This is a genomic window from Streptomyces antimicrobicus, from assembly GCF_020532625.1.
Lineage (GTDB): Bacteria > Actinomycetota > Actinomycetes > Streptomycetales > Streptomycetaceae > Streptomyces > Streptomyces antimicrobicus.
This window is the reverse complement of record NZ_JAJAUY010000143.1, coordinates 1-15,196: the sequence shown is the minus strand read 5'-3', so window position 1 is coordinate 15,196 and position 15,196 is coordinate 1. Positions and strand designations below refer to the sequence as shown.

The following is a 15,196-nucleotide window of genomic DNA, read 5'->3' as shown; positions in this document are numbered from 1 at the left end:
TGCAGATGTTGGACCCCCGGCCGCCGCCGCGGCTGCGGCTCCCACGCGGCCCAGGACGGGCCCGCCGAGGAGCCGGTGGCGGCCCGGACCGCCACCGAGGCGCCCGCGCAGGCCGCGCCGGGCGAGGTGCGGCCCGAGCTGGTGGCCGTTCGGCGGCGCGGAGCGGGAACGGACCTTGCGCCCAATGCCTGACCCGCAGCACGCCCCGGACCGGCGGCCCGCCACGGCTGGCCGGCCCGCGCCGTTGCCCGCGCGGGAGCTGCTGGCCCTGGACCGGCAGCACGTCTGGCACCCCTACGGCCCCATGCCCGGGCGGCAGGAACCCCTCGTGGTCGCCTCCGCCTCGGGTGTCCGACTGAGGCTCGCCACCCCCGCCCACGGGCAGGACGAGCTGGTCGACGGCATGTCCTCGTGGTGGTCGGCGATCCACGGCTACGGCCACCCGGTGCTGGACGAGGCCGCCCGGGACCAGCTGGGCCGGATGTCGCACGTCATGTTCGGCGGGCTCACCCACGAGCCCGCCGTCCGGCTGGCGGCGAAGCTGGTCGAGATCACCCCGACCGGCCTGGAGCACGTCTTCCTCAGCGACTCCGGATCGGTGGCGGTCGAGGTCGCCGTCAAGATGTGCCTGCAGTACTGGCGTTCGGTGGGCCGCCCGGCCAAGACCCGGCTGCTGACCTGGCGCGGCGGCTACCACGGCGACACCTGGCAGCCGATGGCCGTGTGCGATCCCGAGGGCGGGATGCACGAGCTGTGGTCCGGGGCGCTGCCCCGGCAGGTCTTCGCCGACGCGCCTCCCGCCGGGTTCGACGCCCCGGTGGACCCCGCGTACGCCGACCACCTGCGCACCCTGATCGCCGCGCACGCCCACGAGCTGGCCGCAGTGATCGTCGAACCCGTGGTGCAGGGCGCCGGCGGCATGCGCTACCACGCGCCCGGCTACCTGCGGGTGCTGCGCGACCTGTGCGACGAGTACGACGTCCTGCTCGTGCTGGACGAGATCGCCACCGGCTTCGGGCGCACCGGCGCGCTGTTCGCGGCCGACCACGCCGGGATCAGCCCGGACGTGATGTGCGTGGGCAAGGCGCTGACCGGCGGTTACCTGTCGATGGCCGCCACCTTGTGCACGCCGCGGGTGGCGGACGGGATCTCCCGGGGCGAGGTGCCCGTGCTGGCGCACGGCCCGACCTTCATGGGCAACCCGCTGGCCGCCTCCGTGGCCCTGGCCTCGATCGACCTGCTGCTCGGCCAGGACTGGGTGCTGGAGGTCAAGCGGATCGAGGCGGGGCTGCGCGAAGGACTCGCGGCGGCCGCGGCGCTGCCGGGCGTGCGCGACGTACGGGTGCTGGGCGCGATCGGCGTGGTCCAGCTCGACCACCCGGTCGACATGGCCGCCGCCACCCGGGCGGCCGTCCGGGAGGGCGTGTGGCTGCGCCCCTTCCGGGACTTGATCTACACCATGCCGCCGTTCGTGACCCCGGACGACGACGTGGCACGTATCTGCCGCGCGGTGATCGCCGCGGCGCGGGAAGGCTAGGGGGGGCTCGATGGGTGTCGTGGTGGTGTCCGGGACGGGCACGGAGATCGGCAAGACGGTGGTCACCTCGGCGGTCGCGGCGGCCGCCGTGGCGGCCGGCCGGACGGTGGCCGTGCTCAAGCCGGCCCAGACGGGCGTCGGCCCGGACGAACCGGGGGACGCGGCCGAGGTCGTCCGGCTCGCGGGGCCGGCGGTGACGCCGGTGGAACTGGCCCGCTATCCGGAGCCGTTGGCCCCGGACACCGCCGCCCGCCGCAGCGGCCGGCCGACGGTGTCCCCGGCGGAGATCGCGACCGCGGCGCAGAAGCTCGCCGCGGAACACGACCTGGTGCTCGTGGAGGGCGCCGGCGGGCTGCTGGTCCGGTTCGACGAGTCCGGCCACACCCTCGCCGACGCCGCCGCCGCCCTGGGCGCCCCGGTGCTGATCGTGGTCCCGGCGGGGCTCGGCACGCTCAACTCGGCGGCGCTGACCGCCGAGGCGCTGCGGGCGCGGGGCCTGGCCCCCCTGGGCGTGGTGGTGGGCAGCTGGCCCACCGACCCCGACCTGGCCTGCCGCTGCAACCTGGCGGACCTGCCGTCGGTGTCGGCCGCTCCGCTGCTGGGCGCCGTACCGCAGGGTTCGGGCCGGCTCGACCCGGAGGCCTTCCGCGCGGCCGCGCCGGGCTGGCTCGCGCCCGCGCTCGGCGGCACCTGGTCGGCGGCGGAGTTCACGGCGCGCTGGCCGGCCTGACCCGGGCGCGCCGGCCGGCGTGATCCGGGCGGGTGGGGGCGGGGGTGTTCTGCGGCCGGGGCGGCGGGGCAACACTGAAGATGTGCGTACGTCCGCTCCGAGGAGGTCCGTCATGCCGCTCCGACCCCACCGGCCGTTTCCCCAGGACGCCGTCCACCACCCGCTCTTCGCGCGCTTCTACGCCGCGATCAGCGTCCAGGCCGACACCCGCGGCGGGGTCGCGCCGCTGCGGCGCGAGCTGCTGGCCGGGCTGTCGGGCCGGGTCATCGAGATCGGCGCGGGCAACGGCCTGAACTTCGCCCACTACCCGCGGGCGGTCTCCGAGGTGGTCGCGGTGGAACCGGAGCGCACGCTGCGCCGGCTCGCCGTGGAGGCGGCCCTGCGGGCGGAGGTCCCGGTGGACGTGGTACCCGGCGCGGCGGAGGCGCTGCCGGTCAAGAGCGAGGCGTTCGACGCGGCCGTGGCCTCGCTGGTGCTGTGCACCGTGCGCGACCTGCCGCGCTCGCTGGCCGAACTGCACCGGGTGCTGCGGCCCGACGCGGAGCTGCGGTTCTTCGAGCACGGCCTGGCACCGGGCCCCGGCATGGCCGCCGTCCAGCGGGGGCTGGACCGGACCGTGTGGCCGCGGCTGTTCGGCGGCTGCCACACCGCCCGGGACCCCCTCGCCGCGATCGAGGCGGCCGGGTTCCGCGTGGTCGGCCACCGCACCCTGCGCCTGCCCGAGCGCGGGCCGGCGCTGCCCACCTCGTACTGCGTCCTGGGCACGGCCCGCCGCTCGTCCGACTGACCCTCAGCTCCCGTGCGGGCCCCGCCGCGGCGCCGGCGCCCGGCACGCCCCGCCCCGCGGCGGCAGCCGCGGACGGCTCAGCGCTGCGAACGCCGGGCCCTCCTGCGCTCCTCCTCCTGCTCGGCCTTGACCTCGCCCGCGTACCGGTCGACGTACTCCTGGCCGGACAGCGCCAGGATCGCCGACATGATCTCGTCGGTGACCGCCCGCAGCACGGCCCGCTCGCCCTCCAGCCCGGCGTAGCGGGAGAAGTCCAGCGGCTCGCCGAAGCGGATGGTCACCCGTCCGAGCCTCGGCAGCTTCCGGCCCGGCGGCTGGATCTCGAAGGTGCCCACCATCGCGCACGGGATCACCGGCACCCCGGCGCCCAGAGCCATCGCCGCGACCCCGACCTTCCCCTTGTACAGCCGTCCGTCGTGCGAGCGGGTGCCCTCCGGGTAGATGCCCAGCAGATCGCCTCCCGCCAGTACGGCCAGTCCCTCGCGGATGGCCGCCTGCCCGGCCTCCTTCCCGGAGCGGTCCACCGGGATCTGCCCGGCGCTGCGGAAGAACGCGGCGGTCAGCCGGCCCTTCAGCCCCGGCCCGGTGAAGTACTCGGCCTTGGCGAGGAAGGTGATCCGCCGCTTGAGGATGGCCGGCATCAGGAAGTGGTCGGAGAAGGAGAGGTGGTTGCCCGCGACGATGGCGGCCCCTGTGGCCGGAACGTTCTCCAGCCCCTCGATCCGCGGCCGGAACAGCAGCCGCAGCAGCGGACCCAGCAGGACGTGCTTGAGCAGGTGGTAGAACAACCGGTCGCTCCCGTCGCCGTCGTTCCTCGCCGTCACCCCCATCGTACGGAGGGTGGGCGCGCCGGGAGGGCCGCGGGAGGTCAGCCGTTACGGGAGGCGGCCATCCCGGCGGTCAGCAGCCCCAGCACGATCCAGCCGAACCACAGCCAGCCGTTGCTGCCGAGCGCCACCGAGTACGTGGCCACGACCACCAGGGCGGCGAAGGTCAGGACGGCCATCACCTTCACAGAACCGGTCATGCCCCATGGTGGCGCCTGGAGCCGCCGCCGCGCTACTGTCCACGCGCTTGGAGCGAGGCGAGATACGCGTTGTACGCCTCCAGCTCCTTGTCCCCGTCGCGGTCGGCGGCCCGGTCGGCGCGCTTCGCCGCCCGCTGCTCGGAGTGGTACCACTGGTAGATCAGCGCGATCAGCACGAGCACCGAGGGGATCTCGCTGAAGGCCCAGGCGATGCCGCCCGCCCACTGCTGGTCCTGGAGGGCGTCCACGCCCAGCGAGGCCGGCGGGTGCGCGTAGGTGGCGATCATGGGCTCGCTGGCCATCATCAGCGCGATGCCGAAGAACGCGTGGAAGGGCATGCCGGCGAACAGCTCCAGCATCCGCATCACGTAGCCGGGGCGGTGCGGGCCGGGGTCCACGCCCATGATCGGCCAGAAGAAGACCAGGCCGACGGCGAGGAAGTGGACCATCATGGCGATGTGGCCGGCCTTGCTGCCCATCAGCGTGTCGAACAGCGGCGTGAAGTAGAGCGCGTACAGGCTCGCGATGAACATCGGGATCGTGAACGCCGGATGGGTGACCACCCGCACGTAGCGGCTGTGCAGGAGCGCCAGCAGCACCTCGCGCGGCCCCTTGCGGCCCCGCCCGGCCGGCGGCAGCGCGCGCAGCGCCAGCGTCACCGGGGCACCGAGCAGCAGGAGGATCGGCGAGAGCATGCTGATCACCATGTGCTGCACCATGTGCACGCTGAACAGGACCATGCCGTAGTCGTTCAGCTTGGTGCACATCACCAGGGCGACGCTCAGCACGCCGGTCGCGAAGGCCACGGTCCGGCCCATCGGCCAGGCGTCTCCGCGGCGGCGCAGCCGCGCCACGCCCCAGCCGTACAGGGCCAGCCCCAGCAGGCAGCCGATCAGGAAGAACGCGTCGAAGGAGAACTCCAGCCCGCGCCCGAGAGTGAACGGCGGCAGGTCCATGTCCATGTCCATGCCGTGCCCGCTGTGATCCATCTGTTCACTCCCTTGACCGTGGTGCCCCACCACAGTAATGGCGCCCCCGTCCGCGCTCGCGTCCGGGGGCGCCCGAAGGGGACCTACAGGACGTTCTGCGCCTCGGCGTACCGCTCGGCGGGGACGGTCTTGAGGGTCTGGACGGCCTCCGCCAGCGGGACCATCACGATGTCCGTGCCGCGCAGCGCCGTCAGCATGCCGAACTCGCCGCGGTGCGCCGCCTCCACCGCGTGCCAGCCGAAGCGGGTGGCCAGCACCCGGTCGTAGGCGGTGGGCGTGCCACCGCGCTGCACGTGGCCCAGGATGACCGGGCGGGCCTCCTTGCCCAGGCGCTCCTCCAGCTCGACGGCGAGGCGGTTGCCGATGCCGACGAAGCGCTCGTGGCCGTAGATGTCCTTGCCGCCCTCCTCCAGCTCCATCGAGCCGGGCCGCGGCTTGGCGCCCTCGGCGACCACGACGATCGCGAACCGCTTGCCGGCGGAGAACCGCTCGCCGACGATCGCGGTCAGCTCGTCGATGTCGAAGGGACGCTCGGGGACCACGATCGCGTGGGCGCCGGCCGCCATGCCCGAGTGCAGCGCGATCCAGCCGGTGTGGCGGCCCATCACCTCCACGACCATGACCCGCTGGTGCGACTCGGCCGTGGTCTTCAGCCGGTCGAGCGCCTCGGTGGCGACCGTCACGGCGGTGTCGAAGCCGAAGGTGACGTCGGTGGAGGCGATGTCGTTGTCGATGGTCTTGGGGACCCCGACGATGGGCAGCCCGGCCTGGGCCAGCAGGTTCGCGGCCTTCAGGGTGCCCTCGCCGCCGATCGGGATGACGGCGTCCAGGCCCAGGTCGGCCACGTGCCCGCGAGCCCGCTCGACCCCGTCGCGCAAGGACGCCGGCTGGACCCGGGAGGAGCCCAGCATGGTGCCGCCGCGGGCCAGGATGCCCGCCACGGAGTCCAGGTCGAGCTTGCGGTAGTCACCCTCCAGAAGGCCCTTCCAGCCGTCGTGGAAGCCGATGACCTCGTCGCCGTGGTCGACGACGGCGCGGTGCACGACGGAGCGGATGACGGCGTTCAGACCGGGGCAGTCGCCGCCGGAGGTGAGCACACCAATGCGCATGGCAGGGAAAACCTTTGCAACGTGGGCCGACGACCGGACCACGTTGTCCGGTTGGAACAACCGTCACCCTACAAGGTCGTAGGAAAAGCCGAAGGCCCGGATTCCACGGCGGAAATCCGGGCCGACGCTGCGGTGAACGGTCAGGCGGGCTGGGTGGCCGCCGCGATCCGCTCGGCGCGCAGCGCCTCGTACCAGCGGTCGTCGGCCGGCGGCAGCGCGTTCACGTCGAGGGCCAGCTTCAGCAGCAGGTCGGCGATCTGCGGGTTGCGGGCCATCACGGGGCCGTGCATGTACGTGCCGAACACCGTGTCGTTGTACGCGCCTTCGGTGCCGTCCCCGGTGCCGTTGCCCCGGCCGAGACGGACCCGGGCGAACGGCTTGGCCGTCGGGCCGAGGTGGGTGACGCCCTGGTGGTTCTCGAAGCCGGTCAGCTGCGGCAGGCCCAGCTGCGGGTCGATGTCGGCGAGCACGTCGCCGACGCACCGCTCGCCCTCGCCGCGCACGGTGACCACGTCCAGCAGGCCCAGGCCCTGCTGGCGCTCGCCCATGTCGTTGACGAACTCGTTGCCGAGGATCTGGTAGCCGGCGCAGACGGAGAAGACGATGGCGCCGTTGGAGACGGCCCGCTCCAGACCGCCGTCGCGCAGCAGGCGCTCCGCGGCCAGGCGCTGCGGCCGGTCCTCGCCACCGCCGATCAGGTAGATGTCACCGGAGGTGGGGATCGGCTGGTCGCTGCGGACGTCCACGCGCTGGACGTCCAGGCCGCGCTGCCGCGCCCGGCGCTCCACCACCAGGACGTTGCCCTGGTCTCCGTACGTGCTCAGCAGGTCCGGGTAGACCCACACCAGACGCAGGCTGTTGTCGCTCATGCTCTTTGTCCTCTGCGGTTCTGACGGGGGCGCTAGTTGCCGACCCGGCGGCGTACGTCCTGGAATGCGGTGTAGTTGGCGATCAGCTCGATCTGGCCGGGCGGCGCGAGCTGCACGGCCTCGTCGAGGGTCTCGCAGACCCGGAAGTCCAGGCCGGCGACGTCCAGGCGGACCGCCAGGTCCAGCTTGCGGTCACCGATGACGAAGATCGGGTGGCCGGCCAGCCGCGGGTAGTCCACGTCCCACAGCCAGGAGGTGTCGGTGCCGTCGGCGCCGCGCGCGTTGACGGACAGCACGACCGGGGCCGGGGCGGGGTCGATCAGCGAAAACGTTTCGAGCCAGCCCGCCGGGTTCTTCGCGAGCAGCAGCCGCAGCTGGCGGCCCTGGAAGGTCACCACGTCGTAGCGGCCGGCGACGGCCTGGACCTGGTACATCCGCTCCAGCGCGACCTGCGGGGGCACGCCGAAGACCGCGGCGACCGCGGCCGAGGTGGCGGCGTTCGCCTTGTTGGCGCGGCCCGGCAGCTGCAGCCGGATCGGCCAGGCGGATCCGTGCGGGTCGAGGACGTGGTCGCCGGACAGGGCCCAGGTCGGCGTCGGGCGGCGGAAGCCGCACTCGGCGCAGTACCAGTCGTCGCCCGGGCGCTGCATGACACCGCCGCAGGAGGGGCACGACCAGGCGTCGTCCTTCCACTCCTGCCCGGCGGCCACCCACACCACGTTCTGCGAGGACGACGCGGCCCACACGATCAGCGGGTCGTCGCAGTTGGCGACGATCACGGCCTTGGAGCCCGCCAGGCCCTCGCGCCACTTCTCCGCCAGCATGCGCGTCTCGGCGGCGCGGTCCAGCTGGTCACGGGAGAGGTTCAGCAGGGCGATGGCCTTGGGCGTCACGTCCCGGGCCACCGTCGCCAGGTACTTCTCGTCGACCTCGATGACGCCGTACTTGGCGTCGCCGCCGCCGGCGAGGGCCGAGGTGATGCCGGCCGGCATGTTCGCGCCGAGGGCGTTGGAGACCACCGGGCCGCTGGCCCGCAGGGCCTCCGCGATCAGCCGGGTGGTGGTGGTCTTGCCGTTCGTCGCCGATACGAGGACGACGTCGAGGTGCTGCGCCAGCGCTCCGAGCAGATCGGGGTCGAGCTTGAGCGCGACCCTGCCCCCGATCACCGATCCGCTTCCGCGTCCCGCGGCCCGCGACACCGCCGCCGCGGCCTTCCCCGCCGTCACGGCCAGCTTGGCGCGCGGCGAAAGCGGCTCCGTGTTGCCTGCCATCGTCCCTGTTCCTCCTCGGGTTGGTCCCGGCCCCAGCCTATCCAGAACCGGCCAGGGCCCTGACCGCGGCGCCTGGGTAGTACCGCGGAACTCCTCATATCGTCGTCCGACGTACGCTACGGCCATGCGACAGCGCCCCATCCCCGGCACCTCCGGTCACGTCCGCACGATGAGCCTGCTGGGCGAGCCCGTGCTCCACTCGGCCTGCCGTGAGGTGACCGAGTTCGGCCCGGACCTCGACCGGCTGGTCGAGGACATGTTCGCGACGATGTACGCCGCCCAGGGCGTCGGGCTGGCCGCGAACCAGATCGGCGTGGACCAGCGGGTGTTCGTCTACGACTGCCCCGACGACGAGGACGAGCGGCACATCGGGCACGTCGTCAACCCGCGCCTGGTGGAGGCCGACGGGCTGGAGCTCCGCGGCCCCGAGGGCTGTCTGTCGCTGCCCGGCCTGGAGGCCGGCACGGTCCGCTTCGACCGGGCGGTCGTGGAGGGCGTCACCAAGGACGGGGCGCCCGTGCGGATCGAGGGCACCGGCTTCTTCGCCCGCTGCCTCCAGCACGAGTGCGACCACCTCGACGGCACCGTCTACGCGGACCGGGTCACGGGCCTGCGGGCCCGCAGGCTGCGCCGGCAGATCCGCCGGGCGCCCTGGTCGGCGTAGCACGGCCGGTGCGGGACGGCCGGTGCGGGCGAGCCGTGGCCACGCCGGTGCCGGACGGCCCGCCGCGGGGGCGGTGCCCCGCTCAGAAGCCGGGGCCGCCCGCCAGGTTGCCCGCCGTGCCCAGTCGGCCCCACAGCAGGTCGGTGAGCCCGCTGACCAGGGCGGCCCGGGCGCAGGGCCGCTCGCCCAGCCACCAGTCGCCCGCGGCGTGCATCATCCCGACGATGCCGTGGCCCCACACCCGGGCCAGTTCGTCGCCGCCGGGCCCGAGGTCCACCCGTTCCGCGATCACCTTGGCCAGCTCCTCGCCGAGCCGGCGCAGCAGCGGGGCCGAGTGCAGGCCGACGTCGAAGCCGCGCTCGGCGGCGTGCGAGTCCTCGGCCGGGTGCATCAGGAAGCGGTAGACCTGCGGACGGGCCTCGATCGCGGCCAGGTAGGTGTCGAGGGTGTTCTCGACGCGCCGGCGGCGCTCGGCCGGGGCGTCGAGCGCGGCGCGCAGCGACTCCAGCAGGGCGTCGGTGTGGCGGACGGCCAGCGCCTGGTAGAGGCCGGCCTTGTCGCCGAAGTGCCGGTAGAGGATCGGCTTGGTGATGCCCGCCTCGGCGGCGATGGCGTTCATGGAGGCCTTGGGCCCGTCCCTGAGGACGACCCGGTCCGCCGCTTCGAGCAGCTCCCGGCGGCGCCGCTCGGCCGTGGCCGGCTGCCCGGCCTGCTGCTGCGTGGTCTCCATGAGGTTCTCTCCCCGCCCGTGCGATGGTGCGTGACGCCCACGCAACGTAACACCCCGGGCACCCTGCCGATCGAATCGGTGGCGGACGTTGACAGTCGTTACTGGTGAGTAACACACTGGGGCCGCGGTCGAAGTTACCGCTAGTAACGTGTGCTGGGGCAAGCATAGTCAGCTGGAGGGGACATGGCGGAGTTCACCATGGAGCTCAACGAGGACCAGAAGCAGGTCCGTGACTGGATTCACGGCTTCGCCGCCGATGTCATCCGTCCCGCCGCGGCGGAATGGGACGAGCGGGAGGAGACTCCCTGGCCCATCATCCAGGAGGCCGCGAAGGTCGGCATCTACTCCCTGGACTTCTACGCGCAGCAGTTCTTCGACCCGACGGGCCTCGGCGTCCCGATGGCCATGGAGGAGCTGTTCTGGGGCGACGCGGGCATCGCGCTGTCCATCGTCGGCACCGGTCTCGCCGCCATCGGCGTCCTCGCGAACGGCACGGAGGAGCAGATCGGGACCTGGATCCCGCAGATGTACGGCACCGCGGACGACGTGAAGGTGGCCGCCTTCTGCTCCTCCGAGCCCGACGCCGGCTCCGACGTGGGCGCGATGCGCACCCGGGCCGTCTACGACGAGGCCAAGGACGAATGGGTCCTGAACGGCACCAAGACCTGGGCCACCAACGGCGGCATCGCCAACGTCCACATCGTGGTGGCCGTGGTCGACCCGGAGCTCGGCACCAAGGGCCACGCCTCCTTCATCGTCCCGCCGAACACCCCCGGCCTGTCCCAGGGCCAGAAGTTCCACAAGCACGGCATCCGGGCCTCGCACACCGCCGAGGTGGTGCTGGAGGACGTCCGGGTGCCCGGCGCCTGCCTGCTGGGCGGCAAGGAGAAGTTGGACGAGCGGCTGGCGCGGGCCCGGGAGAAGGCCGCGGCCGGCGGGGAGCGGGTCAAGAACGCCGCCATGGCCACCTTCGAGGCCTCCCGCCCGGCGGTCGGCGCGATGGCCGTCGGTACCGCCCGCGCGGCGTACGAGGTGGCGCTCGACTACGCCAGGACCCGCACCCAGTTCGGCCGGCCGATCATCGACAACCAGGGCGTGGCCTTCCAGCTCGCCGACATGCGCACCCAGATCGACGCGGCCCGGCTGCTGGTCTGGCGGGCCTCCTGGATGGCGGTCGCGGGCAAGCCGTTCACCTCGGCCGAGGGCTCGATGTCCAAGCTCTACGCCAGCGAGGTGGCCAAGAAGGTCACCGGCCAGGCGATCCAGATCCTGGGCGGCAACGGCTACACGCGGGAGTACCCGGTGGAGCGGATGCACCGGGACGCGGCCATCTACACGATCTTCGAGGGCACGAGCGAGATCCAGCGGCTGGTGATCGCCCGCACGATCTCGGACATGCCGATCCGCTGACCCGCGGCGCCGGCGGGCCGGCCGCCGCGCTCAGCGCAGCAGCCGGTCCAGGGCCCGGCCGAAGACCGCCCGGCCCGCGCTCGCCACGGCCGGGTCGAACAGGCGGGGCAGGCCGGTCACCCGGAGGGACTCCCGCCAGTGGATCTCGGAGCCGCCCCCCGGCAGCGGACGTACCTCCAGCTCCGCCCACCCGCGGACCACCCGGCCGCGCTTCTCCAGCCGGACCAGCGCGGGGCGGTCCGGCACCGGGGGGCGCCAGAGGGTGACCTCCATCGGGTCGTCGACCGTGAGCCTTCCCACACCCGAACGGGCCGTGAAGATCGTTCCGACGCGCGTGGGCGGCGCCGTGTCGATCACCGTCCGGGTCAGCGGGACCGCACTGCCTTGGCGTTCCCAGTCCGTCAGGCGCCGCCAGGCCTCCTCCGGAGGGAGCAATGTGCGGCGAACGATCCGGAAAACGGGCATGAACGCATCGTAAGGGGGCATGTGCTCCCTGAACCGGATGCCGAATACGGGTTCCCCCGGGGCGGTGTGATCAGTAATACTCCTCGCCACCGTGGATCGCGGAATCGACCGGGTGACCGCCGGCCCTCCGCACCACACTGCGAGGAGGTGCGCCATGTGCTCCCACCAGCCCCCCTGCCCGCCCGCCGACAGCCCGGACCGCGAAGCGGCCCGGCCCGTGGTCTCCCACCCCGAACAGGGCTGGAGCCTGCTGTGCAACGGGGCGGTCGTGTTCGACGACACCGGTGAACTGCTGCCCGACGGCCGAACGGTGGAACCCCGTCGTCCGGTCCCGGCCCTGGTCTGATCGGGGGTACCCCAATGCGCCAGCAGCTGATCCGCAAGCCCGTGCCCAAGCCGGCACCGCGAGACCTGGACCTGCGTACACCGTCGGGCAGACCCCTCCCGTACTGACGGGAGCCCCGAAGACGTCCCTCCCGGCCGGCGCCGGGAGGAGCGGTCAGGTGCCCGCCCGCCCCCGCTCAGCCGGCGGGCGCCACCGCACCGTCACGTACGGCGGACGCGAAGGCCCGTTCGTAGGCCGCGTCGCCGACCGCGGCCCTGGCCTGCCGCTCGCCCCGGTCCCGTAGGGCCGTCAGCGACGGCGAGCCGAGCTGCGGGCGCCCCACCGTGCGCCACCAGGCGTGCCCGGTCCCCAGCAGCCGTGCCGCCCGCTCCCCGTCGCCCTGTGCCGCGACGGCAGCGGCCTGGAGGTCGAGGCCGACCGCGATGCCCACCCGGTCGCCCATCAGCTGCTTGCCCGCGAGCATCGCTCGGACGTGGCGCAGCGCCTCGCCGGGCCGGCCCAGGCCCAGCGCCGCCGAGGACAGGACGTAGTCCGCGTAGGCGCGCAGCCAGCGCTCCCCGAGCGCCGCGCACGCCTCGCGCAGGGCGCGGGCCTCCTGCGCGGCCTCCTCGAAGCGCTCCAGGGCGCTCAGCGCGTACGCGGTCGCCAGCCGGCACAGCAGCCAGCCGACCCCGTCCACCTGACCGCCGTGGGCCGCCCGGGCCCGCGGTCCCGCCAACTCCAGGGCCCGGTGCGGGTCGCCGGCCATGAGCAGCGAGACGCCCGTCAGGTACGCCGCCCGCAGTTCCCGCTCGGGGTCGGCGAGCCGCCGGGCCGCCTGCGTGCTCTCCAGGCCCCACCGCACCGCCTCGTCCAGCTCGCCGCGCAGCAGGCAGGTCAGTCCGAGCGCCCACACGGCCCGCTCGTACGCCGCCCCGGCGCGCGGCCCGGCCGCGAGCGCCCGCTCCAGGAAGGCCTTGCCCTCGTGGGCGTGCCCGCAGGAGAACCACAGGAACCACAGCGCCCCCGCCATCTCCAGCGCCGCCACGGCATCGGTGCGCAGCAGGTGTTCCAGCGCGGCGCGCAGCTGCATGTGGTCGGCGGTCATCCGGCGGTGCCAGTCCACCTGGCCCGGACCGAGCCACTCGCGCTCGGCGGCCTCGGCCAGCGCCGCGTACCAGTACGCGTGCCGGTCGGTCACCGTCCGTCCCTCGCCGAGCTCGGCCAGCCAGCCCTGCCCGTACTCGCGCACGGTGTCCAGCATCCGGTAGCGGGTGCCGGTGCCGGGCTCGTCGGCCCGCCGGACGACCGACTTGGCCACCAGCCCGTCCAGTACGCCCGCCACCCGGGGCGCGGGCAGCGGCCCGCCGGCGCAGACGGCGCGGGCCGCCGCGAGGTCGAAGCCCCCGGCGAACACCGAGAGCCTGGCCCACAGCAGCCGTTCCACCGGCGCGCACAGCTCGTGGCTCCAGCCGATCGCGGTCCGCAGCATCCGGTGCCGCGGCGGCAGCGCCGGGTCGGCGTCGCACAGCACCTCCAGCCGGCCGTCCAGCCGCCGGGCCAGCTCCGCCAGCGGTAGCCGCCGCATCCGGGCCCCGGCCAGTTCCAGCGCCAGCGGAAGCCCGTCCAGCCGGCGGCACACGACGGCGGCCAGCCGGGCGCCGACCGGGTCGGCGAAGGCGGACGCGGCCTCGGGGGAGGCGGCCAGGGCCCGGTCGCGCAGCAGCGCGACGGCGTCGCTGCCGGGTCCGTCGGCGGGCAACGGGCGTACGTCCATCAGCAGTTCGCCCGGGCAGCCGAGCGGCTCGCGGGAGGTGACCAGCACGGTCAGGCCGGGGGCGGACTGCAGCAGGTCGCCGACCAGGTGGCGGCAGGCGGAGACCAGGTGCTCGCAGGTGTCGAGGACCAGCAGCAGTTCCTTGTCCGTCATCCACCCGCACAGTTCCTCGGCGTCGGAGCGGGCGGACTGCGGGGACAGGCCCAGGGTGTGGGCGACGGTCGCCGCCAGCAGGGCGGGGTCGCGCAGCGGCGAGAGCTCCACCCACCAGGTGCCGTCGCCGGGCGCCGGGCTGTGGCCGCGTACGGTGCGCAGCGCGAGCCGGGACTTGCCGACGCCGCCGACCCCGGTGAGCGTGACCAGCCGGTTCCTGCGCAACAGGCCGTCGAGGACGGCCACTTCCCGCGCGCGGCCCACGAAGCTCGCCGCCTCCGGCGGCAGATTGCCCTGCACGGCGCCCGAGTCTGGCTCAGAACCACCGTCGGTGTCACCGTTGTGACCGCTGTTGAGTGGATGAGCTCGATCGATCGTCGCTCTGTGCGCGGTTCCTTGGTGACTTGGAGCGCTCGATGACCGGAAGGGATCAGGGGCCGGCGACGAGCGTGACCCGGCGCTCGGCCGAGAACGCGCCCCAGGTGCCGTCCGGCAGCCGGGCGCGCAGCTTGAGCGCCCAGACGGTCCCGGCCGGTTCGGTGACGGTGAGCCGGTACTCGGCCCGGCCGGCGGGGACGGCGCCGGCGCCGAACTGGAGCGTCGTCGTGGGCCGTCCGTCGATGTGGAGCTCGTACTCGGTCGTCGGCCGCCCGGTGTCCGGCGGGTCCCAGGACAAGGTGACCGCGCCCGGGGAGACGGCCGCGGTGAACCCGGCCGGCGCCGTGCCCGGACCCCGGCCCGCGGCGGGCGGGGTGGTGAGGTCGGTGGCGGGCCCGTCGGGGGAGGAGTTGTCGGCGCCGTCGCGGGCCCGGACGGTGAAGGTGTAGACGGTGTCGGGCCGCAGCCCGGTCAGCACGGTGGAGGTCTCGCTGCCGGGGACCGTGTGGATCCTGACACCGCCCTGGTGGATGTCGTACGCCGTGACGCCCGTGTCGTCGGTGGCCGGTGCCCAGGAGAGCCGGGCTGCGCGCGGGCCCTCGGCCCGGGCGGTGAGGGGGCCCGGCGCGGTGGGGGCCTGCCGGTCCTCGGGCCGGGCGGCCGGGGTGGTGGCCGTCGCCTCGGCGCTGGGCGCGGAGAGCGCGCCGGAGGCGGCCTTGGCGCGGACGGTGAAGGCGTACGCGGTCTGCGGCGTGAGGCCGGTGACGTCCACCATGGTCTTCTCCGCGGGCAGTTCGCGCACCAGCGTCCCGCCCTGGAACACCTGGTACCCGGCGAGCTCCGGGCCGCCGCCGACGGCGTCCCACATCACGTGCACCGACGTGGCGCTGCCGGCCTGCGCGGTGAGCCCCGCGGGCGCCGGCGGGGGCGCGGATGCTGGCCGGGCAGTGAGGTCGCTGCCTCCGTATCCGCGCC

Annotated in this window: 16 protein-coding genes and 1 pseudogene; 7 read left to right on the top strand and 10 right to left on the bottom strand. The window is 74.1% G+C overall.

Annotated features, from left to right (window positions below):
- From LG632_RS25500 to LG632_RS25485, 4 genes and pseudogenes are all read left to right on the top strand, one after another.
- Window positions 1-192 (top strand): annotated as a pseudogene (locus tag LG632_RS25500) (biotin synthase BioB); the annotation flags it as partial.
- Window positions 185-1,537, top strand: coding sequence for an adenosylmethionine--8-amino-7-oxononanoate transaminase (locus LG632_RS25495; protein ID WP_226729900.1), 1,353 nt, complete (start codon window positions 185-187; stop codon window positions 1,535-1,537). The pseudogene LG632_RS25500 and the gene LG632_RS25495, both read left to right, overlap by 8 nt.
- 10 nt (window positions 1,538-1,547) lie before the next feature.
- Window positions 1,548-2,267: a dethiobiotin synthase gene (gene bioD, locus LG632_RS25490; protein WP_226729899.1), complete on the top strand. Its 720-nt coding sequence runs from the start codon at window positions 1,548-1,550 to the stop codon at window positions 2,265-2,267.
- Window positions 2,268-2,379: 112 nt separating this feature from the next.
- The gene (locus LG632_RS25485; RefSeq protein ID WP_226729898.1) at window positions 2,380-3,054 is read left to right on the top strand and encodes a class I SAM-dependent methyltransferase; all 675 of its coding nucleotides are present in this window, start codon (window positions 2,380-2,382) and stop codon (window positions 3,052-3,054) included.
- A 77-nt stretch (window positions 3,055-3,131) separates the two neighbouring features.
- On the opposite strand, the gene LG632_RS25480 is transcribed toward LG632_RS25485, so the two are convergent.
- The 6 genes from LG632_RS25480 to LG632_RS25455 all read right to left on the bottom strand — a co-directional run bounded on the left by LG632_RS25480 (window position 3,132) and on the right by LG632_RS25455 (window position 8,319).
- Window positions 3,132-3,842: a lysophospholipid acyltransferase family protein gene (locus LG632_RS25480; protein WP_226729901.1), complete on the bottom strand. Its 711-nt coding sequence runs from the start codon at window positions 3,840-3,842 to the stop codon at window positions 3,132-3,134.
- A gap of 80 nt (window positions 3,843-3,922) precedes the next feature.
- The gene (locus LG632_RS25475; protein ID WP_226729897.1) at window positions 3,923-4,081 is read right to left on the bottom strand and encodes a hypothetical protein; all 159 of its coding nucleotides are present in this window, start codon (window positions 4,079-4,081) and stop codon (window positions 3,923-3,925) included.
- Between the two features lie 32 nt (window positions 4,082-4,113).
- Window positions 4,114-5,070 carry a cytochrome c oxidase assembly protein gene (locus tag LG632_RS25470; protein WP_226729896.1) on the bottom strand — a complete coding sequence of 319 codons (957 nt, stop codon included), beginning with the start codon at window positions 5,068-5,070 and terminating at the stop codon, window positions 4,114-4,116.
- Between the two features lie 83 nt (window positions 5,071-5,153).
- A complete protein-coding gene (locus LG632_RS25465) occupies window positions 5,154-6,179 on the bottom strand; it encodes a 6-phosphofructokinase (protein ID WP_226729895.1) in 1,026 nt (341 codons plus the stop codon).
- A 140-nt stretch (window positions 6,180-6,319) separates the two neighbouring features.
- Window positions 6,320-7,048 carry a type 1 glutamine amidotransferase gene (locus tag LG632_RS25460; RefSeq protein WP_226729894.1) on the bottom strand — a complete coding sequence of 243 codons (729 nt, stop codon included), beginning with the start codon at window positions 7,046-7,048 and terminating at the stop codon, window positions 6,320-6,322.
- Between the two features lie 32 nt (window positions 7,049-7,080).
- The gene (locus LG632_RS25455) at window positions 7,081-8,319 is read right to left on the bottom strand and encodes a MurT ligase domain-containing protein (protein WP_226729893.1); all 1,239 of its coding nucleotides are present in this window, start codon (window positions 8,317-8,319) and stop codon (window positions 7,081-7,083) included.
- A 124-nt stretch (window positions 8,320-8,443) separates the two neighbouring features.
- Between LG632_RS25455 and def the strand changes: the two genes are divergently transcribed.
- On the top strand, window positions 8,444-8,983 hold the full coding sequence (def, locus tag LG632_RS25450; RefSeq protein WP_226729892.1) for a peptide deformylase: 540 nt from the start codon (window positions 8,444-8,446) through the stop codon (window positions 8,981-8,983).
- Between the two features lie 82 nt (window positions 8,984-9,065).
- Here def and LG632_RS25445 read toward each other — a convergent pair whose 3' ends face one another.
- Window positions 9,066-9,713 (bottom strand): TetR/AcrR family transcriptional regulator, encoded by a 648-nt coding sequence (locus LG632_RS25445; protein WP_226729891.1) that lies wholly within the window; start codon window positions 9,711-9,713, stop codon window positions 9,066-9,068.
- Between the two features lie 183 nt (window positions 9,714-9,896).
- On the opposite strand from LG632_RS25445, the gene LG632_RS25440 reads away from it, so the two are divergent.
- Window positions 9,897-11,123 carry an acyl-CoA dehydrogenase family protein gene (locus tag LG632_RS25440; protein WP_226729890.1) on the top strand — a complete coding sequence of 409 codons (1,227 nt, stop codon included), beginning with the start codon at window positions 9,897-9,899 and terminating at the stop codon, window positions 11,121-11,123.
- A gap of 30 nt (window positions 11,124-11,153) precedes the next feature.
- On the opposite strand, the gene LG632_RS25435 is transcribed toward LG632_RS25440, so the two are convergent.
- Window positions 11,154-11,588 carry an SRPBCC family protein gene (locus LG632_RS25435; protein ID WP_226729889.1) on the bottom strand — a complete coding sequence of 145 codons (435 nt, stop codon included), beginning with the start codon at window positions 11,586-11,588 and terminating at the stop codon, window positions 11,154-11,156.
- A 154-nt stretch (window positions 11,589-11,742) separates the two neighbouring features.
- Here LG632_RS25435 and LG632_RS25430 point away from each other — a divergent pair, with 154 nt between their 5' ends.
- Window positions 11,743-11,934: a DUF5999 family protein gene (locus LG632_RS25430; protein WP_226729888.1), complete on the top strand. Its 192-nt coding sequence runs from the start codon at window positions 11,743-11,745 to the stop codon at window positions 11,932-11,934.
- A gap of 175 nt (window positions 11,935-12,109) precedes the next feature.
- Here LG632_RS25430 and LG632_RS25425 read toward each other — a convergent pair whose 3' ends face one another.
- The gene (locus LG632_RS25425; protein ID WP_226729887.1) at window positions 12,110-14,143 is read right to left on the bottom strand and encodes an ATP-binding protein; all 2,034 of its coding nucleotides are present in this window, start codon (window positions 14,141-14,143) and stop codon (window positions 12,110-12,112) included.
- 130 nt (window positions 14,144-14,273) lie between these two features.
- On the bottom strand, window positions 14,274-15,196 hold a 923-nt coding region (locus LG632_RS25420; protein WP_226729886.1), incomplete at its 5' end, for a fibronectin type III domain-containing protein.